General features: G+C 66.9%; 25 protein-coding genes. 19 read left to right on the top strand and 6 right to left on the bottom strand.

Annotation, left to right across the window (positions count from 1 at the left end; translation table 11 throughout):
- Window positions 1-229: 229 nt before the first annotated feature.
- A complete protein-coding gene (typA, locus tag KV697_RS15995; protein ID WP_219019033.1) occupies window positions 230-2071 on the bottom strand; it encodes a translational GTPase TypA in 1842 nt (613 codons plus the stop codon).
- Window positions 2072-2316: 245 nt separating this feature from the next.
- Entirely contained in the window at window positions 2317-5256 is a 2940-nt protein-coding gene (locus KV697_RS15990) for a M16 family metallopeptidase (protein WP_257575374.1), read from the bottom strand.
- A gap of 188 nt (window positions 5257-5444) precedes the next feature.
- Between KV697_RS15990 and KV697_RS15985 the strand changes: the two genes are divergently transcribed.
- The 16 genes from KV697_RS15985 to KV697_RS15910 all read left to right on the top strand — a co-directional run bounded on the left by KV697_RS15985 (window position 5445) and on the right by KV697_RS15910 (window position 17687).
- Window positions 5445-6164, top strand: a complete 720-nt coding sequence (locus KV697_RS15985; RefSeq protein WP_219019032.1) for an aspartyl/asparaginyl beta-hydroxylase domain-containing protein — start codon at window positions 5445-5447, stop codon at window positions 6162-6164.
- Between the two features lie 113 nt (window positions 6165-6277).
- Window positions 6278-8074 carry a methyl-accepting chemotaxis protein gene (locus tag KV697_RS15980; protein ID WP_219019031.1) on the top strand — a complete coding sequence of 599 codons (1797 nt, stop codon included), beginning with the start codon at window positions 6278-6280 and terminating at the stop codon, window positions 8072-8074.
- A 90-nt stretch (window positions 8075-8164) separates the two neighbouring features.
- Entirely contained in the window at window positions 8165-8734 is a 570-nt protein-coding gene (locus KV697_RS15975) for a NifU family protein (RefSeq protein WP_170171542.1), read from the top strand.
- Window positions 8734-9324, top strand: a complete 591-nt coding sequence (locus tag KV697_RS15970) for a malonic semialdehyde reductase (RefSeq protein ID WP_219019030.1) — start codon at window positions 8734-8736, stop codon at window positions 9322-9324. Before KV697_RS15975 ends, KV697_RS15970 begins: the two co-directional genes overlap by 1 nt.
- Before the next feature lie 7 nt (window positions 9325-9331).
- On the top strand, window positions 9332-9970 hold the full coding sequence (gene tsaB, locus KV697_RS15965) for a tRNA (adenosine(37)-N6)-threonylcarbamoyltransferase complex dimerization subunit type 1 TsaB (protein WP_219019029.1): 639 nt from the start codon (window positions 9332-9334) through the stop codon (window positions 9968-9970).
- Window positions 9970-10455, top strand: coding sequence for a GNAT family N-acetyltransferase (locus KV697_RS15960; RefSeq protein WP_219019028.1), 486 nt, complete (start codon window positions 9970-9972; stop codon window positions 10453-10455). Before tsaB ends, KV697_RS15960 begins: the two co-directional genes overlap by 1 nt.
- A 99-nt stretch (window positions 10456-10554) precedes the next feature.
- On the top strand, window positions 10555-10977 hold the full coding sequence (locus tag KV697_RS15955) for a Fur family transcriptional regulator (protein WP_007406973.1): 423 nt from the start codon (window positions 10555-10557) through the stop codon (window positions 10975-10977).
- The gene (locus KV697_RS15950) at window positions 10977-11723 is read left to right on the top strand and encodes a lysophospholipid acyltransferase family protein (protein WP_257575373.1); all 747 of its coding nucleotides are present in this window, start codon (window positions 10977-10979) and stop codon (window positions 11721-11723) included. The genes KV697_RS15955 and KV697_RS15950 overlap by 1 nt, the downstream gene beginning before the upstream one ends.
- Window positions 11724-11785: 62 nt before the next feature.
- Window positions 11786-12169: a hypothetical protein gene (locus KV697_RS15945; protein WP_219019026.1), complete on the top strand. Its 384-nt coding sequence runs from the start codon at window positions 11786-11788 to the stop codon at window positions 12167-12169.
- Window positions 12170-12395: 226 nt separating this feature from the next.
- Complete coding sequence (gene miaB, locus KV697_RS15940) at window positions 12396-13718, top strand: tRNA (N6-isopentenyl adenosine(37)-C2)-methylthiotransferase MiaB (RefSeq protein WP_219019025.1); 1323 nt, start codon at window positions 12396-12398, stop codon at window positions 13716-13718.
- A gap of 414 nt (window positions 13719-14132) precedes the next feature.
- Window positions 14133-15131 carry a PhoH family protein gene (locus tag KV697_RS15935; protein WP_219019024.1) on the top strand — a complete coding sequence of 333 codons (999 nt, stop codon included), beginning with the start codon at window positions 14133-14135 and terminating at the stop codon, window positions 15129-15131.
- A gap of 14 nt (window positions 15132-15145) precedes the next feature.
- Window positions 15146-15412, top strand: a complete 267-nt coding sequence (locus KV697_RS15930; RefSeq protein WP_219019023.1) for a type II toxin-antitoxin system VapB family antitoxin — start codon at window positions 15146-15148, stop codon at window positions 15410-15412.
- A complete protein-coding gene (locus tag KV697_RS15925; protein ID WP_219019022.1) occupies window positions 15412-15825 on the top strand; it encodes a type II toxin-antitoxin system VapC family toxin in 414 nt (137 codons plus the stop codon). The genes KV697_RS15930 and KV697_RS15925 overlap by 1 nt, the downstream gene beginning before the upstream one ends.
- Window positions 15822-16337 carry an rRNA maturation RNase YbeY gene (gene ybeY, locus KV697_RS15920; protein ID WP_219019021.1) on the top strand — a complete coding sequence of 172 codons (516 nt, stop codon included), beginning with the start codon at window positions 15822-15824 and terminating at the stop codon, window positions 16335-16337. The genes KV697_RS15925 and ybeY overlap by 4 nt, the downstream gene beginning before the upstream one ends.
- A gap of 9 nt (window positions 16338-16346) precedes the next feature.
- The gene (locus KV697_RS15915; protein WP_219019020.1) at window positions 16347-17252 is read left to right on the top strand and encodes a hemolysin family protein; all 906 of its coding nucleotides are present in this window, start codon (window positions 16347-16349) and stop codon (window positions 17250-17252) included.
- A 123-nt stretch (window positions 17253-17375) separates the two neighbouring features.
- Window positions 17376-17687 carry a GNAT family N-acetyltransferase gene (locus KV697_RS15910; RefSeq protein ID WP_219019019.1) on the top strand — a complete coding sequence of 104 codons (312 nt, stop codon included), beginning with the start codon at window positions 17376-17378 and terminating at the stop codon, window positions 17685-17687.
- A gap of 68 nt (window positions 17688-17755) precedes the next feature.
- On the opposite strand, the gene KV697_RS15905 is transcribed toward KV697_RS15910, so the two are convergent.
- Together KV697_RS15905 and KV697_RS15900 are read right to left on the bottom strand one after the other, a co-directional pair.
- Window positions 17756-18028 carry a hypothetical protein gene (locus KV697_RS15905; RefSeq protein ID WP_219019018.1) on the bottom strand — a complete coding sequence of 91 codons (273 nt, stop codon included), beginning with the start codon at window positions 18026-18028 and terminating at the stop codon, window positions 17756-17758.
- Window positions 18029-18324: 296 nt separating this feature from the next.
- A complete protein-coding gene (locus KV697_RS15900; protein ID WP_219019017.1) occupies window positions 18325-19158 on the bottom strand; it encodes a hypothetical protein in 834 nt (277 codons plus the stop codon).
- A gap of 237 nt (window positions 19159-19395) precedes the next feature.
- Here KV697_RS15900 and KV697_RS15895 point away from each other — a divergent pair, with 237 nt between their 5' ends.
- Together KV697_RS15895 and KV697_RS15890 are read left to right on the top strand one after the other, a co-directional pair.
- Window positions 19396-20721 carry a PQQ-dependent sugar dehydrogenase gene (locus KV697_RS15895; protein WP_219019016.1) on the top strand — a complete coding sequence of 442 codons (1326 nt, stop codon included), beginning with the start codon at window positions 19396-19398 and terminating at the stop codon, window positions 20719-20721.
- Between the two features lie 17 nt (window positions 20722-20738).
- The gene (locus KV697_RS15890) at window positions 20739-21230 is read left to right on the top strand and encodes a lasso peptide biosynthesis protein (protein WP_219019015.1); all 492 of its coding nucleotides are present in this window, start codon (window positions 20739-20741) and stop codon (window positions 21228-21230) included.
- A 12-nt stretch (window positions 21231-21242) separates the two neighbouring features.
- Here the strand turns inward: KV697_RS15890 and KV697_RS15885 are convergent, their stop codons facing one another.
- Together KV697_RS15885 and KV697_RS15880 are read right to left on the bottom strand one after the other, a co-directional pair.
- Entirely contained in the window at window positions 21243-21545 is a 303-nt protein-coding gene (locus KV697_RS15885; protein WP_076710944.1) for a polyhydroxyalkanoic acid system family protein, read from the bottom strand.
- On the bottom strand, window positions 21542-21973 hold the full coding sequence (locus tag KV697_RS15880; protein WP_219019014.1) for a VOC family protein: 432 nt from the start codon (window positions 21971-21973) through the stop codon (window positions 21542-21544). Before KV697_RS15880 ends, KV697_RS15885 begins: the two co-directional genes overlap by 4 nt.
- 142 nt (window positions 21974-22115) lie before the next feature.
- On the opposite strand from KV697_RS15880, the gene lnt reads away from it, so the two are divergent.
- Window positions 22116-23654 (top strand): apolipoprotein N-acyltransferase, encoded by a 1539-nt coding sequence (gene lnt / locus KV697_RS15875; RefSeq protein ID WP_219019013.1) that lies wholly within the window; start codon window positions 22116-22118, stop codon window positions 23652-23654.
- Window positions 23655-23664 lie beyond the last annotated feature (10 nt).

The raw sequence follows: 23664 nt of genomic DNA, 5'->3' as shown, positions 1-23664 counted from the left end.
ACGCAACCCAGCACGGTCGAGGCCGCCAACCACGTCACACCAATTTCGATTGCCAGCGCCATAAAACCTCTCCTGTTTTTCTATGGCACCACAAATATCGCGATAAACCCTATCGCGCTAACGAACTTGTCCGTCATCTGTGATCGGATTCGCGATGCATCCGGTGTGCCGATGGCGATGGCCGCAATAACGAAAAAGGGCCGGACGTTTCCGTCCGGCCCCTTCTCTCTTACGCCGCCTTCGACCGAGCCGCGCGCTTGCGCTCGTTCGGGTCGAGGTAGCGCTTGCGCAGACGGATCGACTTCGGGGTCACTTCGACCATCTCGTCGTCGTCGATATAGGCGATCGCCTGCTCCAGCGTCATCTTCTTCGGCGGGGTCAGGCGGATGGCGTCATCCTTGCCGCCCGACGCGCGGAAGTTGGTCAGCTGCTTCGCCTTCATCGGGTTGACCTCAAGGTCATCCGTCTTGGCGTTCTCGCCGATGATCATGCCCTCATAGAGCGCCTCGCCGTGACCGACGAATAGGATGCCGCGCTCTTCGAGCGGACCCAGGGCATAGCCCTGTGCTTCGCCGGCGCCGTTCGAGATCAGAACGCCGTTCTTGCGGCCTTCGATCTTGCCCTTGTGGGGGCCGTACTTCTCGAACAGGCGGTTCATGATGCCGGTGCCACGCGTGTCCGACAGGAACTCGCCGTGATAGCCGATCATGCCGCGCGACGGCGCGGAGAAGGTGATGCGGGTCTTGCCGCCGCCCGAGGGCCGCATGTCGGTCATCTCGGCCTTGCGCAGGTTCATCTTCTCGACGACCGTGCCCGAATATTCCTCGTCCACGTCGATGATGACGGTTTCGTACGGCTCGGTCTTCTTGCCGTCCTCGTCCTCGCCGAACAGCACGCGCGGGCGGCTGATGCCCAGCTCGAAGCCTTCGCGGCGCATCGTCTCGATCAGAACGCCCAGCTGGAGTTCGCCGCGACCGGCAACCTCGAAGCTGTCACGGTCGTCGCTCTCGGTGACCTTCACCGCGACGTTCGACTCCGCTTCGCGCATCAGGCGGTCGCGGATCATGCGGCTGGTGACCTTCGAGCCCTCACGGCCCGCCATCGGCGAGTCGTTGACGGCGAAGCGCATCGACAGCGTCGGCGGATCGATCGGCTGCGCCTGGAGCGGCACACTGACGCTGGTGTCGGCGATGGTGTTCGCGACGGTGGCGACGGCCAGACCTGCCAGCGAGATGATGTCGCCCGCCTTGGCTTCCTCGACCGGCACGCGGTCCAGGCCGCGGAACGACAGGATCTTCGACGCGCGGCCGGTTTCGATGACATTGCCATCGGCGTCGAGCGCGTGGATCGCCTGGTTCAGCTTGACCGTGCCCGAGTTCACGCGGCCGGTCAGGATGCGGCCCAGGAAGTTGTCGCGGTCGAGCAGCGTCACCAGGAAGGTGAAGGGCACGTCCTCAACCTCGACCTTCGGGGCCGGGACATGGTTCACGATCGTCTCGAACATCGGGATCAGCGTGCCTTCGCGCGCGTCCATGTCGGTCGAGGCATAGCCGTTGCGGCCCGAGGCGTAGAGGACGGGGAAGTCGAGCTGTTCGTCATTCGCGTCGAGCGAGACGAACAGGTCGAACACTTCGTCCAGAACTTCCTGGATACGCGCGTCGGCGCGGTCGACCTTGTTGACGACGACGATCGGCTTCAGGCCCAGCGCCAGCGCCTTGCCGGTCACGAACTTCGTCTGCGGCATCGCGCCTTCCGACGAATCGACCAGGAGGACGACGCCGTCGACCATCGAGAGGATGCGCTCCACCTCGCCGCCAAAGTCGGCGTGGCCGGGGGTGTCGACGATGTTGATGCGGATCGACTCGTCGCTGCCCGGCGGAGTCCAGTCAACCGAGGTCGGCTTGGCGAGAATGGTGATCCCGCGCTCCTTTTCCAGGTCGTTGGAGTCCATCGCGCGCTCTTCGACACGCTGGTTGTCGCGGAAGGTGCCCGACTGGCGGAACAGCTGATCAACCAGGGTCGTCTTGCCATGGTCGACGTGCGCGATGATCGCCACGTTGCGGAGGCTCATGCAAATTTCTCTTGTTCGGAGGGTATGTCGCCGCGCGCCATAGCCGAAAGCCAAGCAAAGCGAAAGGGCAGCGCGATTATTGCGCCGCACAAAGGTGGTTGGCGGCTAAAACGATGCTCGCACCGGCAAGTTCCTCCCCTGCAAGGGGAGGTGGCAGTCCGCAGGACTGACGGAGGGGTGTCATCATCAGCGGGGACACCCCTCCACCAGCTTCGCTGGTCCCCCTCCCCTTGCAGGGGAGGAAATTATTTGGCGCGCGGCACCACCTTCAGCATCCAGTCGGTATCGGGGCGCAGATATTTCGCCGCGACCGTCTGCAGGTCGGCCGGACCGATCGACACGAAATCCTGCGCCAGTCGCTTGGTCGCCTCGATCCGCTGCGGGTCATAGGTCGCACCGCCCAGCCGCTGCATCCAGAACAGATTGCCCGAGGCCATGCGGGCGAGGCGCTGCGCCATGGGCCGTTTGATCCGTTGCAGTTCGTCGGCGTCGATGGGCTTGGAGGCCAGATCGGCGGCGATCGCGCGCGCGGTCGACAGGAAGAAGTCGACCTTGTCGGGGGCGACCATACCGATGGCGATCATCCGCCCGCCGCCGGGCAGGCCGATCGGCCATTGGCTGGCGACCTGTGGGCTGTAGCTGGCCCCCGCCTGCGACCGCAGCCGGTCGAACAGCCGGTCGGCAAAGACCTGCGCCAGCACCTCCAGCCGGTTGCGGATGCGATCGTCGGCCGAGCCGCCGCCGGTCGGCCAGGCGATCACCGCCGCCGCCTGATCCGCCGGGCCGGTATGCGTGCGGACGACCGGCGTGGCGACATGCGCGGGAAAGCGGATCGGCGGTACCGGGCCGGTCGCACCTTTACGCGCCGGGATCGCCCCGAAGCTGTCAGCCACCGCCTTGATCGCGTCGTCCGCCTTCACGTCGCCGAACACCGACACCTCGATCGGGCCGGAGGCGAGCAGCGGGGCCCAGAGCGCCTTGAACGACTGGGGCGTGGTCGCCGCCACCGCGTCGCGCGGCGGCGTGCCCCAGCGCGGATCGCCGTCGCGCAGCAACCGCTCTAGATCATGGCCGAGCACACCGTCGGGCGACGAGTCGAACCCGTCATACCCCGCCAGCATCGCCGCCTTGGCCCGGTTGACCGGTGCCGCGTCCCAGCGCGGCGCGATCAGCTTGGCCGCCATCAGCTTAAGGTTGTCGGCATAATCGCCGGGCGACGACAGGGCGTTGAAGGCGAACGCATCGTCATCGACGTCGAAGTCCAGCCCCATGGTCCGCCCGGCGGTCAGCCGGTCGAGATCGCCCTGGTCGAACTTGCCGATGCCCCCCGCGACCAGCGCGAGGTCGGCCGCCCAGGCCGGGCTTTCCCGGTTCGCAGGCAAGGCATCATAGCCACGCCCGAACCGGACGCGCAGATAGACGCGAGCCGTCTCGCCGTCATTGGCGAACAGCAGCAGCCGCGTGCCATTGGCGAAGGTCACCTTCTCCAGCCCCAGATCGGAGACCTTCTCGCGTGACACGACCTTGCCGGGGGTACCCAGCTTGGGGAGCTGAGCGAAGGTCACCGTACCCTGGCGGCGACGCTGTTCGGCGAGCGGGCGGACATCGGCCTTCAGCGCGGCGGTCAGCCTGGCGACCGCATCGGCTTGCACGGTGCGGGTGTTGACCAGTGCGCGGGTCGCGGTGCCCTGGAAAATCTTGCGCGTCGAGGCGAGCACCGTGTCGGGCGTGAACATCTTCTTATCGATTGCCTGACGCAGGATCTGATAGCTCGTCTCGGGCGCCGTCACCGTCTCGCGGATATCGAGAGCCCCGACCATGTCGTCGGCCTGTTTCGACCCCGCCTCGACCCGTGCGGTTTCGACCTGGTTGCGCAGGATCGCGTCGTAATCGGCAAGTTCGCGGTCGATCTCACCCTGCGTCGGCGGGGTCGCCATCGCGTCGGCGACGACCGCGCGCACGTCCTTCAGCGCGGCTTCCCAATTGTCGCCGATCGGCACGACATTGACCGTGGTGAGATTGGCCGAGCGCGACACATCGTCGAGCGCGACGCTGGCCTGCAAGAAGCTGCCCCCGGCGCGCGCCCGATTTTCCAGACGGCGACTGATCAGGCGGGCGGCGACCATGTCGACCATCCGCTTCTGGTTGAAGATCGCGGTATCGTCCTGATACTGCCACGGGCGCAGCACCGCCATGGCGACGACCGGCGGCATGGACGGCTCGACCAGCGCGCCAGCGACAGGCGCATCGGCGGTCGGCTTGCCGAAATCGGGATCGGGCGGATTGGGGCCGACGCCCTGCCAGGACCCGAAATTCCTGGTGACGAGTCTGGCGAGCAGCGCCGGATCCATGTCGCCCGAGATGATGACGACCGCGCGTTCGGGGCGATACCAGCGGTCGTGGAACGCCTTCACCGTCTCGGGCGTTGCGGCCTCCAGCGTCTTGAGCTGGCCGATCGGCGAACGTTCGGCCAGCGGCTGCCCCGCAAAGAAGGTCTCGCGCAGCTTGTCCGAATAGCGGACCTGCGGCCCCGGCTGCTCGCGGCGTTCGGCCAGCACCACCGGGCGCTCGGCGTTGAGCGACTGGGCGGTCAGCGAGGGCGCGGCCATCATGCCGCTCAGGATCTTCAGACTCTCGTCCAGCCCCGCCTCGGTCGCGCCGGGCAGGTCGAGCTGATAGACGGTCTGGGTCGGCGTGGTGGACGCATTGGAGTCCGAGCCGAAGGTCGCGCCCAGCCGCTGCCAGATACGCTTGGCCTCGCCGTCCGGCACATATTGCGATCCGCGGAAGGACAGATGCTCGATCAGATGGGCGAAGCCGCGCTCCGACGCCTGCTCGTTCAGCGAGCCCGCATCGATCCGCACCCGCACCGCCACCTGCCCGGGCGGTACGCCGTTGCGGCGGACCGCGAAGCGCAGGCCATTGGCCAGCCGCCCGAACTTCCACATCTTGTCCTGCGGCAGGTCCGAGCCCTTGTAGAGCCAGGGCGTCTGGTCGACGCCGGGGATCGGTGGCAGCGGGGCCAAGGGGTCGGCCGCCGCCGAGACCACACCAGCGGGCACCGGCAGCCCCTGCGGCACCGAACGATTGTCGGTCTGGCCGGGAACCTGGCCGATGACGGGGATCGCCAGCCCGAGCAGGACCGGCAGGGCAAGGCAGCGCATAGCGCGGGACGGAAATGCCATGCCACCCTCATAACCCGCCGCACGCCGGATCGCCAGCCGCCCCTAAATCGCCCCAATGCACCGCTTTGCGACGGCCGGACGCCATCATTTCGACCCAGTGGCGGCCTAGGACGATCAGACTGATCCCGCGTCACAAGGGCCGTCGATGCCCGGGCGCCAAGGGTCGGGCCGGGGATGTTCGGAACGTGATGACCAAGTCAATCAAGGCCAGTGCCCAGCGTCAGGGGCCGGCCACAATATGGCACAATTCGGGCGAGGCCGAGCGGCCCGTGCGGCCCGTCCCGACCCTGGTCGCCGCCATCCCCAGCCTTCCCTCGCCCCCCGCCTCGCCCCATCCCGCGCTGGCGGCGCTGTGCCGGGTATTCGACGGGGTGATCGCGGCATCCTCGCTGGTGCCCAACGACCCCGTGCTCGATATTCGCGACTTCGGCTGGACGGCCGGGCTGCGGCGGCAATGGCGCGCGATCCGGGACGAGGCGGTCGCGGTATCGGGTCCGGCTTCGACCAGCCGGATCGTCCCGCTGCTGCGGGGTGGCGAGACGGCGAATCGCTGTCCCGTCGCGACGGCGGCACTGGCCGAGGTGCCTGGGCTGCACGACGCCGCCTTCGCCCTGCTCTCGCCCGGTGCGCATGTCGAAATGCGGCGCGGCGCAACCAAGGGGCTGCTGACCTGTCATCTGGGGCTTGCCGTGCCCCGCGACGGTGGCGCGCGGATGCGGGTGCGCGACCGGATCGTGCGCTGGGCCGAAGGCGAAACGCTGATCTTCGACGACAGCTATCCGCATGAATTGTGGAACGATGCCGAGGCCGCGCGTATCGTCCTGCGACTGCGTTTTGCACGCCCGTTGCGTCAGCCCGGCCGAGCCGTGGCGGACGGCCTGCTGCGCCTGATCGGCGAGACGGCCTGACCATCGGTTTAGGCCGATCCGGTACAAAAACCGGACAATCTTAACGTTTTGGTAACCCGTGACCCACGACAAGCCGCGCCGCTTGCCGCCCCCGGCTTTGTCACGGAATTGTCATGTTTATCAAAAGCGTAGCAGCCCGTCTCATCGCGCCCGTGCTGGTGTCGATGCTGTTGCTGGCGATCCTGTCGGCCGTCACCCTTCAGACCGAGGGGCGGGTCGCCCGCGCCAATCAGGATGCCGCCCACGCCGAGGCGGTGATGATGCGTCTGGCCGAACTCCGCTCGCTCAGCCGGTCGCTGCAACGCGATGCGCTTAACCTGGTGATCGAAAGCGATCCCGCCGAACGGCAGGTGATTCAGGGCAAGTTCGACACACGGCTGAGCAAGTTCGCCGACCAGTTGGGCACGCTGCAAGGCGACGCGGCGCGCTATGCGATCACGTCCGCCTATTTCACCTCGCAGGCCCGCGTCCGCCGCGAACTGACCGAGGTCGGCCGCCTCGCAGGTGCCGGGGACCGCGCCGCCGGTCTTTCCCATTTCCGCCAGCGGGTGCGCCCGGCCGAGCGACTGGCATCCAGGATCGCCGACGCGCGGATCGATGCGCTGACCGACGAGGTGAAGGTGCTGCACATCCGCGCCGATGCCGTCGCCGAACAGGGACGCTGGATCCTGATCGCCGCGACATTGCTGCTCGCCATCGCCGGGCTGGCGACCGGCCTGTACATGGCGCTGCGAACCGTCGTTCGGCCGCTGCACGAGCTGCGCCAGGCCATGGGGCTGCTGGCGGAAGGCCAGACCGGGCGCGCCATTCCCCATGCCGAACGCGAGGACGAGGTGGGCGAGATGGCACGCTCGATGGTCGCCTTTCGCGACCAGCTCGCCCGCGCCGAGGCGGAGAAGACCGCCCAGACCCAGTTGATCGTCGCCAGCATCGGCCAGGGCCTGTCGGCGCTGGCGAAGGGCGACCTGACGGCGCGGATCGAAGCGAGGCTGGACGAGCCCTTCGCCCGGCTGAAGAACGACTTCAACACGGCGATGGCGGCGCTGCATGCGACCATGGCGCGCGTCGTGGGCGCGACCAGCGGCGTGCGGGCGGGCGCGATGGACATACGTCAGGCCTCGGACGACCTGTCGCAGCGCACCGAGCAGCAGGCCGCCAGCCTAGAGGAAACCGCCGCCGCGATGGACGAGATCACCGCAACCGTCCGCCATGCCGCGACGGGCGCGACCGATGCCGCGCTGGCGCTGGAACAGACCCGCGCCGATGCGCGTGACGGCGGCGCGGTGGTCATCCGCGCCCGCGCGGCGATGGTCGACATCCAGCGCGCCTCGTCCGAGATCGAGGAGATTATCGGCGTCATCGACGGCATCGCCTTCCAGACCAATTTGCTGGCGCTCAACGCCGGGGTCGAGGCGGCGCGCGCGGGCGAGGCCGGGCGCGGCTTTGCGGTGGTCGCTTCCGAGGTACGTGCGCTGGCGCAGCGTTCGGCCGATGCCGCGCGCGACGTGAAGCAGCGCGTGCTCGCCAGCGCCAGCGGCGTGCAGAACGGCGTCGCGCTGGTCGGCGAGACGGGCGTGGCGCTGGAGAAGATCAACGAGGGCATGGGTCGGCTGGGCACGCTGATGACCGGCATCGCCGACGATGCGAATCGTCAGGCCAAGGGGCTGGGCGAGGTGAACACCAGCCTGTCCCAGATGGACATGGTGACGCAGCAGAACGCCGCGATGGTCGAACAGGCCACCGCCGCCGCGCGCAGCCTGGCCGAGGAGGCGGAGCAATTGTCGCAGGCGGTCGAACGCTTCGTGCTCGACATGCCACCCGTGCCGCTGCGGGTCGTCGAGTCGGTGAAGGAACGGGTCGTGCCGCTGCCCGTGCGACGCGCGGCGAACGAGGACTGGTCGGCCTTCTGATGGCCGGCCAAAGCGGGATTGCCTCTGCGGAAACGCATCCTTTCCCGCGTCCTGCTTGATCCCCATCGCGACCCGCGCCACATGGGGGTCATGCTGATCGAGACCGAACCGACGCCCAACCCGGCGACGCTGAAATTCCTGCCCGGCCGCAAGGTCATGGACAGCGGCACCCGCGACTTCGCCTCGCCCGAGGAAGCCGCCGCCAGCCCGCTGGCCGAGGCGATCTTTAACTTGGGCGACGTGACCGGCGTATTCTTCGGCCGCGACTTCGTCTCGGTCACGATCGCGCCGGGAGCCGAATGGTCGGACGTGAAGCCCGACGTGCTCGGCATCCTGCTCGACCATTTCTCCGCGCAGATGCCGCTGTTCAAACAGGGCGCGGCCGATTTCTCGGTGCCGTCCGAAGAGAGCTTCACCGACGATCCCGAGGATGCCGACATCGTCGCGCAGATCCGCGAACTGATCGACACCCGCGTGCGGCCTGCGGTCGCCAATGACGGCGGCGACATCGTCTATCGCGGCTTCGACAAGGGCAAGGTTTACCTGAAGATGCAGGGCGCTTGCGCCGGTTGCCCCTCGTCCACCGCGACGTTGAAGAACGGCATCGAGCAGCTGCTCCGCCATTATGTCCCCGAAGTTACCGAAGTGAGGGCCGTCTGATGAACCCGATCGACGACACCAGCCTGGACCGGCTGTTCCGCGAGGGCCGCACCTTCAACCATTATCTCGATACGCCCGTCGGCGAAGACGAGATTCGGGCGATCTGGGATCTGATGAAGATGCCGCCGACCTCGACCAATCAGAGCCCGGCGCGCATGGTCTGGTGCCTGAGCGCGGAGGCCAAGGAGAAGCTCGCGGCCTGCGCCTCGGACAGCAATGCCGACAAGATCCGCAACGCGCCCGCCGCCGTCATCATCGGCATGGACGTGAACTTCCATGAAACCTTGCCGCAGCTGTTCCCGCATGTGGACGCCAAGAGCTGGTTCGACGGCAATACCGAACTGCGCGAGGCCTCGGCCTTCCGCAACAGCTCGCTCCAGGGCGCCTATCTGATCCTCGCCGCGCGCGCGCTGGGGCTGGATACAGGGGCCATGTCGGGTTTCGATCAGGGCGCGGTGGACAAGGCGTTCTTCGCCGACCAGCCTGGCGTACGGTCGAACTTCATCGCGACGCTGGGTTACGGCGACACGTCGAAGCTGCACCCGCGCAACCCCCGGCTGGCGTTCGAACAAGCCAACCGGATCGCCTGAGACAAACTTGCGCACGCTGGTCATCGACACCGCCACCGCCGCCTGCTCGGTCGCCCTTCTCGACGGCGACCGGGTGGTCGCGCATGGCCATGACGTGGTCGGGCGCGGCCATGCCGAGCGGCTGGTGCCGATGATCGCGGCCTTGCCCGATGGCGGCCGGGCGGAGCGCATCCTGGTCGATTGCGGGCCGGGCAGCTTCACCGGCATCCGCGTCGGCATCGCGGCGGCGCGCGGGCTGGCGCTGGGCTGGGGCGTGACCGCCACCGGCTATCAGTCGCTGGCGCTGGTCGCCGCCGCCGGGTTTGCGCGTTGCGACGACGAGGCGCTGTCGGTGGTGCTGGAGGGCGGGCATGGCGAGGTCTTCGTCCAGCCTTTCGCCCGCGACCTGACGGCGCTGGCCCCCTTCGCCTCGATGAGGCCCGACGCCGCGCTCGCCGCGCTGGAGGGCCGGGTGGCGATCGGCAATGGCTTGCGCTGGCTGACCGCCTTGTCGCCTGACCTGCCGGTCATCGAAGCGCTGCCCGATGCATCGGAAGCTTGGCGGCTGCCCGCCGACCTTATCGCCCTGCCCCCGCGCCCCGTCTATGGCCGCGCGCCCGACGCCAAGCTGCCCGGCGGGATCACGCCCCCGGAGCCGGTCGCCTGATGGCGAGCATCGGCATCTCGCTTCGCCCCGGTGACGCGCGCGACGCCGGAGTCGTCGAACAGGTCATGGCCGCCGCCTTCGACCCGCAATGGGGCGAGGCCTGGACCCGCTCGCAACTGCTCGGCGTGATGGCGCTGCCCGGTATCAAGCTGCTGATCGCCGAGGCGGGCGAGGAACCGGCGGGCTTTGCGCTGACCCGTTCGGTGCTGGACGAGGCCGAGTTGCTGCTGCTGGGCGTCGCGCCCGACCACCGCCGCGCGCGGATCGGCAGCCTGCTGGTCGAGGCGGTCGTCGCCGACTGCGCCGCGCATGGGGTGGAGACATTGCATCTGGAGGTGCGGTCGAACAATCCCGCCATCCTGTTCTACTCCGCGCATGGCTTTGCCAAGTGCGGCGAACGGCGCAATTATTACAAGGGCGCGGACGGGCGTCATTACGACGCGCACACCTATCGACGGTCGATCAAAACCCGGGCCATCGGCTGACCCGATCACTGTTTCCGGGTTATTGCGAGTCGCTATCCCCTTTTCGCAATTAGGCTTTGGGGGTAGAGAGGGGTTTGCCCGAGGAGTTGAAACGTTACCATGGCCCGCAAAATCGATCTCGAAGCGCTGTGCGCGCAAAAGGGACTGCGCATCACCGAACAGCGCCGCGTGATCGCCCGCGTCCTGTCGGAGGCGGAGGACCATCCCGATGTGGAAAAGGTCTATGAGCGCGCCGCCAAGATCGATCCCGGCATCTCGATCGCGACCGTGTACCGCACCGTCCGCCTGTTCGAGGAAGCGGGCATCCTGGACCGCCATGACTTCGGCGACGGCCGCGCCCGCTACGAGCCTTCGCCCGAGGCGCATCACGACCATCTGATCGATGTCGAGACCGGCCGCGTGATCGAGTTCGTCGACCCCGAACTGGAACAGCTGCAAAAGGCAATCGCCGAGAAGCTGGGCTTCCGCCTGGTCGATCACCGGATGGAGCTTTACGGCGTCAGCCTCGACCGCAAGGGATGATGGCGGCGGCCATCCCCGACGACGCCGACAGCAAGGGCGGCCTGCGTGCAGCGGGTCGCCTTTTGCGTATCGTGGCCGTGCTGCTGATCGCGCTGACGCTGCATGGAGCCTGGCGGCTGGTCGGTCGCGCCTCGCCATGGCCGCGCCGATTCCTGCGCCGGGTGGCGGTGATCCTGGGCGCCGACATCCGCGTCACCGGCACGCCCGCGCGTCGCAACGTCATGATCGCGGCCAACCATCTCAGCTGGATGGACATATTGCTGCTGGCGGGCACGTCGGGCACCCGCTTCGTCGCCAAGGCGGAGGTGGCCGCGCTACCGCTGATCGGCTGGCTGGCCAGCCTCAACCGCACCCTGTTCGTCGAGCGCGGCGATCGGCTGGGCGTCGGCGATCAGGTCGCGACGATCCGCGCCGCCCTGACCGAAGGGCAGCCGCTGGCGGTGTTTCCGGAAGGGACGACCGGCGACGATCTGGGCCTCCTGCCGTTCAAGCCTGCCCTTTTCGCCGCACTCGTTCCACCGGTACCGGGCATCCGAGTGCAGCCGGTGCGGATCGACTATGGCACGGCCGCACATGACATCGCGTGGCTTGGGACCGATCCCGGCGACGCGCATGTCAAGCGCGTGCTGCGACGGCGAGGGCGATTCACGGTGACGCTCCATTATCTCGAACCGTTCGACCCCGCCGATTTCCCCGACCGAAAGGCGATTGCGGCGGAGGCGCGAAGGCGGGTCGCCAACGCCTGACATTGCCATCGCCAGCGGCCCACTCCCGAGATAGGATCGGCGCGCCATTCCGGGGGGACGCCATGCTCAAGACGATTCTCGTTGCCGCCAGCCTGCTGACCACGACCGCGCAGATGGCCAATCCCTGCCCCGGCGGCACGACCCCGGCGACGATCCGCCACAGCAAGATCAAGCCCGGTCAGTGGGCGACCTTCGCCAAGGCGGTGGCGGCGCATAATGCCTGGTATGCCAGCCATAATGACGCGACCCGCACCATACTGGTTCGCGTGCTGACCCGAGGGGCTGGCGGCCCCGCCGTGGCCGACAGCGAAGCGGTGACCATCACCCGCTATGGCGCGGCCAAGCCGCAGGCGGCCCACGACGCCGCCTATTCCGCCTTTACCGACCTCTATCGCCAGAGCAGCGACATGGCCGACGAAACGCGAGTCTGTTTGCCGAAGGGCTGAAGCTATTATTCCTCCCCTGCAAGGGGGACCAGCGAAGCTGGTGGAGGGGAGTGGCAGGTCGAACCTGCCCCGCAGGTTCGAGGATTGCCGGGGGCAATCCGACCTGCCGCTCCCTCTCGATAGCGGGACACCCCTCCGTCATCGCTGACGCGATGCCACCTCCCCTTGCAGGGGAGGAACAGGGGAACCCTGGCGAGCGCGCGGCTTTTGCGATAAGGGCCGCGTCATGCCCGCATCCCCCAAGACCTTTCACGTCAAGTCCTTCGGCTGTCAGATGAACGTCTATGACGGCGAGCGCATGGCCGAGTTGATGGCCGCGCAGGGCCTGTCGACGACCGACGATGCCAGCGCCGCCGATCTGGTGGTGCTCAACACCTGTCACATCCGCGAACGCGCGACCGAGCGGGTCTATTCCGAGATCGGCCGCCTGCGCAAGGAAGCGGGCGAACAGGGTCGCAAGCCGATGATCGCGGTCGCGGGCTGCGTCGCCCAGGCCGAGGGGGCGGAGATCGTCCGTCGCGCCAAGGTCGATGTCGTCGTCGGCCCGCAAGCCTATCACAACCTGCCTGATCTGGTCGCCAAGGCGGCGGCGGGCGAGGCGGCACTCGACACCGACATGCCGGTCGAGTCGAAATTCGCCCACCTGCCCGGCCGTCGCAAGGTGAACCCGTCCGCCTTCCTGACCGTGCAGGAAGGCTGCGACAAATTCTGCACCTATTGCGTCGTACCCTATACGCGCGGCGCGGAGGTCAGCCGGTCCTTCTCGGCCATCGTCGACGAGGCCAAGTCGCTGGTCGATGCGGGCGCGCGCGAGATCACGCTGCTCGGCCAGAACGTCAATGCGTGGAACGACGCCGACGATCGGGGCCTGCACGGCCTGATCCGCGAGCTGGACCGGATTCCGGGGCTGCACCGCATCCGTTACACGACCAGCCACCCCAACGACATGACGCAAGGGCTGATCGACGCGCACCGCGATGTCGAGAGCCTGATGCCCTTCCTCCATCTGCCGGTACAGTCGGGCAGCGACCGCATCCTGAAGGCGATGAACCGCCAGCATACGCGCGACAGCTATATGCGGGTGATGGACCGGGTGCGGGCCGCGCGGCCCGACATCGCGCTGTCGGGCGACTTCATCGTCGGCTTCCCCGGTGAGACCGAGGCGGACTTCGCCGACACCCTCAGCCTGGTCGACGCGATGGGCCATGCCCAGGCGTTCAGCTTCAAATACTCGCCCCGCCCAGGCACCCCCGCCGCGACGATGGCGGATCAGGTTCCGGCCGAGGTGATGGACGACCGGCTCCAGCGCCTGCAGGCCGCGCTCAACCGCGACCAACATGCGTTCAACCTCGCCAGCGTCGGGCGGACCTGCACCATCCTGCTGGAGCGGCGCGGCAAGCTGCCCGGCCAGATGCTCGGCAAGTCGCCCTGGCTGCAATCGGTCCACCTGATCGGCGACCACCAGATCGGCGACCTGGTCGACGTCGAACTGGTCGCGGCGGGCCCGAACTCGCTGACCGGACAGGCCAAGGTGAAGGCGGCGGCGTAAGCCCCAAACTCCGTTCAGGCTGAGCGAAGTCGAAGCCCACGCCCATGCCTCCGCGATTTTGTTCGCGCGGAGGCGCGGAGACGCGGAGGTGTCCGGCTCGTCGATGGTTCATCCGGCCCTCGCGACCGGGAGACCTCTATTGATACGCCTGAAGCAGACAGGCCGAGATCGCGGCGGGATACACCCTCTCCGCGCCTCCGCGTCTCCGCGCGAACAAATCTTCTTAGTCGCGCAGAGGACGTAGAGAAAGAAGAAGGTCTCCCGACCGCCACGCCGGGTTCTTCTTCTCCGCGCCCTCTGCGCCTCTGCGCGCCAAAAACCTTACAAACGTCACACCTATGTCACGCAATTTCGCTGGCGTTCCGATCCTCGCCACCCCATCTTGGGCGAACCCACTGACGGTGAAAGGACCGCATGAGCCGCAAGCCCCTCCCCGCCCAGGCCGGTGAACGCAGCCGGGCGGAACTCAGCTTCGACAAGCCGCAAGTGCTGGCGCAGCTGTTCGGCCAATATGACCGCAATCTGGTCGCATTGGAGAATCGATTGGGCGTCTACATCACCGCGCGCGGTAACCGCGTCGGGCTGGAGGGGACCGCCGAGCAGGTGGCGCTGGCCCGCGACGTGCTGAACGATCTTTATGCCCGCATCCAGCGCGGTGAGGAGATCGATACCGGCCTGGTCGACGCCTCGATCGCGATGGCGTCCGAACCCACGCTCGACGGTATCCTCAGCGCCGAGCGCAGTTCGACCCCGTCGGTCATGATCCGCACGCGCAAGAAGACGATCGTGCCGCGTACCCCCGCCCAGGCGCATTATATGAAGGAGCTCGTGTCCAACGACATGATCTTCGCGCTCGGCCCGGCGGGCACCGGCAAGACCTATCTGGCGGTGGCGCAGGCGGTGGCGCAGCTCATCACCGGATCGGTCCAGCGCCTGATCCTGTCGCGCCCGGCGGTCGAGGCGGGCGAGAAGCTGGGCTTCCTGCCCGGCGACATGAAGGAGAAGGTCGACCCCTATCTCCGTCCGCTCTACGACGCGTTGCACGACTGCCTGCCCGCCGAACAGGTGGAACGGCGGATCGCCAGCGGCGAGATCGAGATCGCGCCGATCGCCTTCATGCGCGGCCGGACGCTGGCCGATGCCTTCGTCATCCTCGACGAGGCGCAGAACACCACGCCCGCCCAGATGAAGATGTTCCTGACCCGCTTCGGCCAGAACAGCCGCATGGTCATCTGCGGCGATCCCAACCAGGTCGACTTGCCCGGGGGCGTCGCGGCCTCGGGGCTGGCCGATGCGGTGCGTCGTCTGGAGGGGGTCGAGGGCATCGCGATGAGCCGCTTCACCGCCGCCGATGTCGTCCGTCACCCGATCGTCGGGCGGATCGTCGACGCCTATGAAGGGCCGAACGCCTGAGATAGGATGCGGTCATGGCCGAACGCGATCCCTATCCCCCGCTGACGCTGGGCACCGAAACACGCGAGCAGGTTGCCCGCGCGGCCCGGCGTCTGGGCGTCAGCGAGGAGGAGGCGATCCGGCGGGCCTTGGCGGAGATGTTGGGCAAGCCAGAACCCGTGCCGACACGGCCCAACCTCCGCGAATGGCTCGCCGAATATCGACGGCAGCATCCTTTGCCGCCTCCCACTGGTTTGGCGGCTGACAAGGCTTTCTACGACGATCTATCCGGCGGACTATAGTGACTTTGTTCGTCGACGCATCGGCGTTGGTCGCCATCCTGGCAGAGGAACCGGGATGGGAGGCGTTTGAACGACGCGTTGCAGAAGCGGATATTCTGCTTTGGTCAGCCATGTCACGGTATGAAGCGATCCTGGGTTTGCGGCGTTCGCGCGGGATTACGCTGGCCGATGCGGAGCGTGACGTGGATGCTCTGGCGACGGCCTTTCGTTTTCAGATGATCGCGATCGGCGAAATCGAGGGCCAAGCCGCGCTCAATGCCCATGCCCGCTACGGCAAGGGGCACCATCCCGCCCGTCTCAATATGGGCGATTGTTGCGCCTATGCTTGCGCGCATAGCCAAAGCGCGGAACTCTTGTACAAGGGCGACGATTTCGCCCTTACAGACCTGGCTGATCCGGAAAGGCCCCGATGATCGAGATTGCGCTGATCCACGAAGAGCCCTGGTCGGGCGACGAGCAGAGCTGGGAGGCGCTGGCCACCCGCGCCGCGCGCGCCGCGATCGAGCGGACGCCGTACGGGCCACTGCTGACCACGCCCGCGCTGATCGAGATTTCGGTGCGGCTGACCAGCGATGACGAGGTTCATGCGCTCAACCGCCAATACCGGCAAAAGGACAAGCCGACCAACGTCCTGTCCTTCCCGATGGTCCAGCCCGATCTGATCGAGACGGTGACCCAGAACTCGGACGATGGCGAGGTGCTGCTGGGCGACATCGTGCTGGCCTACGGCGTCTGCGTCGCGGAAGCGGCCGAGCGCGGGATTTCGGGCGAAACGCACGCCACGCATCTTCTGGTGCATGGCGTGCTGCATCTGCTAGGCTATGACCATATGAACGATGACGAGGCAGAGGCGATGGAGGCGATCGAACGCGACGCGCTGGCCAGTCTCGGCATCGACGACCCTTATCTAGTGCGCGAGGACTGACACCCCCCGATGGCCGACGGCCCCAGTAGCAGCACCGGCAACGGTGACTCCAACGAATCCAGTATCTGGCACGGGCTGAAAAGCCTGATCTTCGGCGGCGAGCAGGAAGAGTCGCTGCGCGACCAGCTGGAAGACGCGATCGACCGGCATGAGGGCGATCCCGGCCCCGATGCCAAGGGCGACCTGACCCCGCTGGAGCGGCAGATGGTGCGCAACCTGCTGCACTTCGGCGAGCGCGACGCGGGCGATGTCGGTGTGCCCCGCGCCGACATCATCGCGGTCGAGGAACAGACGACCTTCGATCATCTCGTCCAAATCTTCGCCGAGGCCGGGCACAGCCGCCTGCCCGTCTATCGCGAGACGCTCGATTCGATCATCGGCATGGTGCATATCAAGGACGTGTTCAACATCCTCGCGACCGGCGCGGAGCATCCCGCCACCATCGCCGGGCTGATCCGCGATCCCCTCTATGTGCCCATGTCGCGCGGGGCGCTCGATCTGCTGGCCGACATGCGCCAGAAGCGGGTGCATCTGGCCGTGGTGCTCGACGAATATTCGGGCACAGAGGGCCTCGTCACCATTGAGGATCTGATCGAGGAAATCGTCGGCGAGATCGAGGACGAGCATGACGACGCCCCGCAGGCGCTGCTCGTGCCACTCGACGGCGGGGCGTGGGATGCCGACGCCCGCGTCGGGCTGGAGGAGGTCGGCCGCGCTGTCGACCCGCAGCTCGAAGAGGCCGAGGACGATGTCGATACGCTGGGCGGCCTGACCGCCGTGCTGGCGGGCCATGTGCCCGAGGTCGGCACCTGCATCGATCATCCCAGCGGCTGGCGGATAGAGGTGACCGAGGCTGACGAGCGCCGCATCCACCGCCTGCGCCTGCATCCGGCGGTGGCGACCGTCGACGAATGATCCGCGCGTATCAGGCGGAGGATCGCGACGCTTGCCTGGCGCTGTTCGACGGCAACAGCGCCCCTATTTCGCGCCGTCCGAATGCGCGGACTTCGTCCATTTCCTCGACCATGAGGCCGGGCAATGGGGGTTCAGGTCGCGGAGCGGGACGGCCGCCTCATCGGCTGCGGCGGCATGGCGATCGGGGCGAACGACGGAACCGCACATTTCTGCTGGGGCATGGTCGACCGCACACTACGCCGACAGGGCATCGGCACTGCGCTGGTCCGAACCCGGCTGGACAGGGCAATCGAAGCAGGCATCCGCGAAGCCCGGCTGGATACCAGCCAACATAGCCGGACGTTTTACGAGCGGCTGGGCTTTCGTACCGAGAAGCCGACGGCGGACGGATATGGGCCGGGGCTGGATCGCTGGGATATGGTGCTGACGCTTTGAAGGCCCGTTCTGAAGCGAGGTAACGGGCGGTTCGTCTAATGACCCAACAAACCGCCCATCTATGGTCTCTACGCCTGCTGGTACCGGAAGCGCATCAGACTGGCGGTCTGGGAACCATCGCGCGGCGCGGCACAGCGCACGGCCGTCTCGCGTTCGACGCAATCGTCATAGCTCGAATAATAGATGTCCAGACGGGGCCGCCCCGCAACGTCATATCCGGAGCAGCGAATCTCCACCTCCTGCTCGCAGGTCGGCATGGCGAGGGCGGGCGTCGCCGTTCCTGCAATGGCAACTGTCGCCAGTGCGGCGAACCCCGGAATGGACAGCGCAATCTTCTTCATCTTGGCCTCCCTGAACATGCCCCATGGCATGGCCGAGTGTAGGCGCGGGCCTGTGCCGGACAACGGCCGATGCGTTCGTTTCGGAGAGGATGCCACTACCCACCCCAAAAATCAGCCGATCGATCACAGACGCCATCTTATTGCATTATCCCGATCGAGCCGCCTGCCCTATGGTCCACTGGATAAGAACATTGAAGACCAAGCTCCCGAGTTCGAGGGCGCGGGAAAACTCCCTGACTTTCGCGCCTTCGACGGCCGCCGGTGCGCTCCCCGTGGCACTGGCGGCCAAATTTCTGTCAGGACTGGAGCAGCGTGCCGACGTCGCGTGCCGCCACGACCCAGCGGTAAAAGGCGTCGTCCAGATAATAGCGGAGCTGAACCGGCTCCATCGTCACCTTTTTGGCATTGCCGACACAGGGGCGGGCCTGGTCGAGCACCATTAGCGTCAAGCGCTCCTGCAACGCAGAATCGCCATGCGCCTGCACCATTCGGGTCACCAAATCAGGGCGCAGCCGCGTCATGCAGATGCCGATCTGGAACAGCAGTCGATCGGTCGGGATACGCCGCGCGTTGCGCCCGGCTTCCCGCATGTTCAGTCGTTGCTGAACGACCGGATTGTTCACCTCCGCCTCGCTCAGCGTCGCATCGGGGGCGTAGCGGGCCATCGCCTCTTCCAGCAGCGCGCCGCGATCATACAGGTTGCGGCACGTCACGATATCGAGCTGCGCGACCGGATTGCACTCGCCCAACTGCGGCGGCGCGCTGGCGAAGGGCAGATCGGAATAGCAGCTCGCATTGGCGCGGATGATCCGGTCCAGCGCGTAGGTCTGCGGCGCGCTGTTCATTTCGCCGTCGATCAGCGGCCCCAGCATCTTCGCATCGATATTCTTCGCACATTTGGCGAAGGCCGCAGAACGACTGGCGACCATGGCAAAGCTTTGCCCGGTGATGATCTTGTTGATCCCCGGCGGCGGCGGTGCCTTGCGATCGTTATTGCCCTGCACGACGACATCGGCTGGCTCACCAGCCTTTTCCTTTGCCGGAGCCTGGGTCTTTTCCTGCGGCGAAGCCGCGACCTGTGCCGTCGGCAGCAGCAGGATCGTCGCCAGGACCATGATTTTCTTCAACACCCCAACACCCCCCAAACGATGAAATCGCAACAGCTATGCCCCCGAATCGCGCATTTTGCGAGAATTTTTCGGAAGGCTCGGAAATACTTGGATTTACTCACTAAGACGCTACGCGCATCTTGATCCTTGCCGATCATATCTGACGCGGGCATGAATTGATCGCGCGTCCCGGCAAAAAAGCAATCCTCACGCACCTTGGTTCTTCCCCCCACGCGCCGCGCCGCCTATCCTCGTACCATGCGCAAACACGTCCTGATCGTCCTTGGCATCATCATCCTGATCGGCATCGGTGTCGTCACCTGGCTCGCCTGGCCCGACACGGCGCGGTTGAGCGTCGATCAGGTCGCGGGCGCGCGTCCGACGATCGAGGCGCCGCGCGAGCAGACCATCCCGACGGTCGACATCGCCAAGCCCATCGGCTGGGCGAACGGCGCCAAGCCCAGCGTGGCGCCGGGGCTGGCCATCCAGCCCTTTGCCAGCGGCCTCGACCATCCGCGCTGGCTGTACCAGCTGCCCAATGGCGATGTGCTGGTCGCCGAGACCAACTCGCCGCCGCGCCCCAGCGCCGGGATCGTGGCCCGCGTGATGAACTTCTTCCTCGGCCGGGCGGGCGCCGCAGTGCCGTCGGCCAACCGGATCACCCTGCTGCGCGATACCAATGGCGACGGCGTGGCGGACGTGAAGACGCCGTTCATGACTGGACTGAACTCGCCCTTCGGCATGGTGCTGTTCGATGGGCAGCTCTACATCGCCGACACCGATGCACTGGTCCGCGTGCCGTATCGCGACGGCGAGACGAAGATCACCGCCACGCCCGAAAAGGTCGTGCCCCTGCGTCCGGCGGGCAATCACTGGGCGCGCAACGTCATCGCTTCGGGCGACGGCAAGACGCTGTTCGTATCGGTCGGATCGTCGAGCAACATCGCCGAGAACGGCCTGGATGCCGAGAAGAACCGCGCCGCGATTCTGCAGGTCTGGCCGCAGGACAAGAACTGGCGCATCTATGCGGCAGGGCTGCGTAACCCGACCGGCATGGCGCTGAACCCGGTCAATGGACGGTTGTGGACCGTCGTCAACGAGCGCGACATGCTCGGCTCCGATCTGGCGCCCGATTATCTGACCCAGGTCGAGTTCGGCGATCACTTCGGCTGGCCCTGGTATTATTGGGGCGGCTATCCCGACAACCGGGTCCAGCCGACCAATCCGCCGCTCCAGCAATATGTGAAGCGCCCCGACTATGCGCTGGGTCCGCACGTCGCCGCGCTGGGCCTGACCTTCTCCGAAGGTGCCAAGCTGGGCGACCGGTTCGCGCGCGGGGCGTTCATCGGCGAGCATGGCTCGTGGAACCGCAAGCCGCCCTCAGGATACAAGGTCGTGTTCGTGCCCTTCGCGGGCGCGTTCCCAGTGCCGAACGCCAAGCCAGTCGAGGTGGTCGGCGGCTTCCTGAACGCCAAGGGCGAGGCGCAGGGGCGGCCCGTGGGCGTGATCGTCGACAAGACCGGTGGCCTGCTGGTCGCCGACGATGTGGGCAATGTGGTGTGGAAGGTCAGCGCGGCGAAGTAAGGTCCGGCGAGCGGGGCGTGACGATCACGCCCGCTTCGCTGATGGACATCGCGGTGGGTGTCCGATCGTTCCTGTTGCCGCATTGGCATCGGTGGCATGCGCTTTGGGGCCCGCCAGAACCGGCAACCCCGTCGCAATGGACGTGCATGAGGTCCAGTTTGCTTCTCGCCCGCGTCTTTGAGCGCTGCGGGATTCGTGCCGTCATACGCAGTGGCCGCTCCCGTTATGACGCCGATTGCGTACCGATGGACCGCGGACTGTTCGCGGCCGGTACGTGGGAGAGCCACGCATGGATCGAAGTCGCTGGTTTCGTGGTCGACATTACCGCCGATCAGTTCGGGCACGCGCCTGTGGTGATGACGTCGGCGTGTAACCCGACCTATCGAGCGGCGGACGATCAGCGATACCAGCTGCCGCAAACCCCGGCCGCGCTGGCGGCGGTGGACGCGATCTGGCCGCTTTGGCGCGATAGCGAAATCGGAAAAGCGGGCGATCAAATAAGCGGATGAACGCCGCCCGCTCTACTTCAACAGCTTCGGCGCCTCCGACCGGATCACCGCTTCCAGCTGACTGGAGAAGAGCGACAGGAAGGCCGGCAGGTTCACCACCGCATGGACTTTGTCCTCATACACCGTCGCCTGCGCACCGATCGACTGGCCCATCGCGCCGACGGTGAAGTGCATCGTGTCGCCGTCCCAGCGATGTTCCACAGTCGCGCCGCCGGGGATCATGCGGCCGATCTTGCCGATGCCGCCGTCCAGACGCTGGCGCACGCCCTCCTTGCCGAGCTTATGCGGGATATCGAGTGAAATGGGGGCGCTCATGCGGTCATCTCCGTGGCGAACAGCATCGCGTCGTCGGCAAAGGCCTTGAACTCCAGCGCGTTGCCGCTGGGGTCGCGGAAGAACATCGTCGCCTGCTCGCCGGGCTGACCCTTGAAGCGGACATAGGGCGCGATGCCGAAGGCCACGCCCGCCGCCTCGACGCGCGCGGCCAGCTTTTCCCAGTCGGCCATGGTCAGGACGACGCCGAAATGCGGCACCGGCACCTGATGGCCGTCGACCGCATTCTCGACCGCGACAGGCTTGGCGGCCGGATCGAGGTGCGCGACGATCTGGTGCCCGAACAGGTCGAAGTCGATCCAATGGTCGCTCGACCGGCCCTCGGGGCATCCCAGCACCGAGCCATAGAAGTGGCGGGCTTCGGCCAGATCATGGACCGGAAAGGCGAGATGAAAGGGGCGCAGGGTCATGAAACGAAGCTAGGGTGGCGGGGTGGATTTTTCCAGCTTTCGCGACGGGATGCCTCTCCACCATCACGTCAACGATGGTGGAGAGGCATTGCCGCCACATCCCGCATTGCTCCTGTCACAGGGGCTTGCCATAGCCGTGCCCGTGACCCGCTATCCCGCCCTCCTCGCGCTGCTTGCCGGTGCCGTCGCCGCCTGTGGCTTTGCCCCGCTCGACCTTTGGCCGCTGTTGCTGGTCGGGCTGATCGTCCTGCTCGCACTGGTGCAGGATGCGCCGAGCATCCGGAGCGCGCTGTGGCGCGGATGGGCGTTCGGGGTCGGGCATTTCACCGTCAACAACAACTGGTTCCAGCACGCCTTCGACTTTCAGGACAAGATGCCGCCGGTGCTGGGCTATTTCGCGGCGGTCGGACTGGCGCTCTACCTCGCCATCTTCCCGATGGCGGCAGCGGGTGTGGCTTGGCGCTTTCGCGGGCGGCGGCCGGATGCGGCCTATGTGCTGATCTTCGGTGCGGCGTGGATCGCGACCGAATATCTGCGTGCGCGGCTGTTCACCGGCTATGCCTGGGACCCTTTTTCGGTGGCGTGGCTGCCGGTGATCGGGGTGGCGCGGATGAGCGCGTTCGTCGGCACCTATGCGCTGTCGGGGCTAACCGTCGTGCTGGCGGGCGCGATCTGGCTGGCGCTTCGGCGGCACTGGCATCTGGCCGCGGTGATGGTTCCCGCCACCGGGCTGGCCGCACTGTCCGCCCCGCTCACCCGCGCGCCCGAGCCTGCCCCCGATGCGCCTCTGGTCCGCGTCGTCCAGCCCAATGTCAGCCAGGACCAGCGCGGGCAGAGTGACGGGCCGTTGCTGCTCGAACGCCTTACCGAGCTGTCGGGGCGGCCCGGCCCCCGCCCGCGCCTGATCGTCTGGCCCGAGGGCGTCGTGCGCGACATGATCGAGGACGGCTACCCCGAATGGGCTTATTTCGGGTTCAACTATGCGCCGCCATTTTGGACCCGCCGCCAGATCGCCCGCGTGCTCGGGCCCCGCGACACCGCGCTGGTCGGGGGGACCGCATTGCTCTTCTCGCCCGACCGCGCGCGGGTGAGCAGCGCGACCAACAGCGTCTTTGCGATCAGTCCGCGCGCGCAGATCACGGGGCGTTACGACAAGGCGCATCTGGTGCCTTACGGCGAGTATCTGCCCATGCCGTGGCTGTTAAAGCCGCTGGGCCTGGCACGGCTGGTGCCCGGCGACATGGACTTCACCCCCGGCCCCGGCCCGCGCAATCTGCGCGTGCCGGGCTTCGGGCCGGTCGGGGTACAGCTCTGCTACGAGATCATCTTCTCGGGCCAAGTGGTCGACGAAGCACATCGCCCGCGCCTGCTCTTCAATCCGTCCAACGATGCCTGGTTCGGCCGCTGGGGCCCGCCGCAGCATCTGGCGCAGGCGCGGATGCGGGCGATCGAGGAGGGGCTGCCGATCATTCGCGCCACCCCGACCGGCATCTCGGCGATCATCGCCGCCGATGGCCGCCTGATCGCCACCGTCCCGCACGAGACGGCGGGCGCGGCCCAGGCCCCCCTGCCCGCCGCGCTGCCGCCAACGGTTTTTTCACGGGTCAGCAATATGCTCGCCCTCGTGATCGCCATGGCGCTGGCCGCGATCGGCGTTGCCATCCGCCGCCGTCGCCGCTAGAGGACATATA

Origin of the sequence: Sphingomonas sanguinis, from assembly GCF_019297835.1 — a bacterium.
Taxonomy (GTDB): domain Bacteria; phylum Pseudomonadota; class Alphaproteobacteria; order Sphingomonadales; family Sphingomonadaceae; genus Sphingomonas; species Sphingomonas sanguinis_D.
The sequence above is the reverse complement of the archived record's forward strand: the minus strand, read 5'-3'. Positions and strand labels throughout refer to the sequence as shown.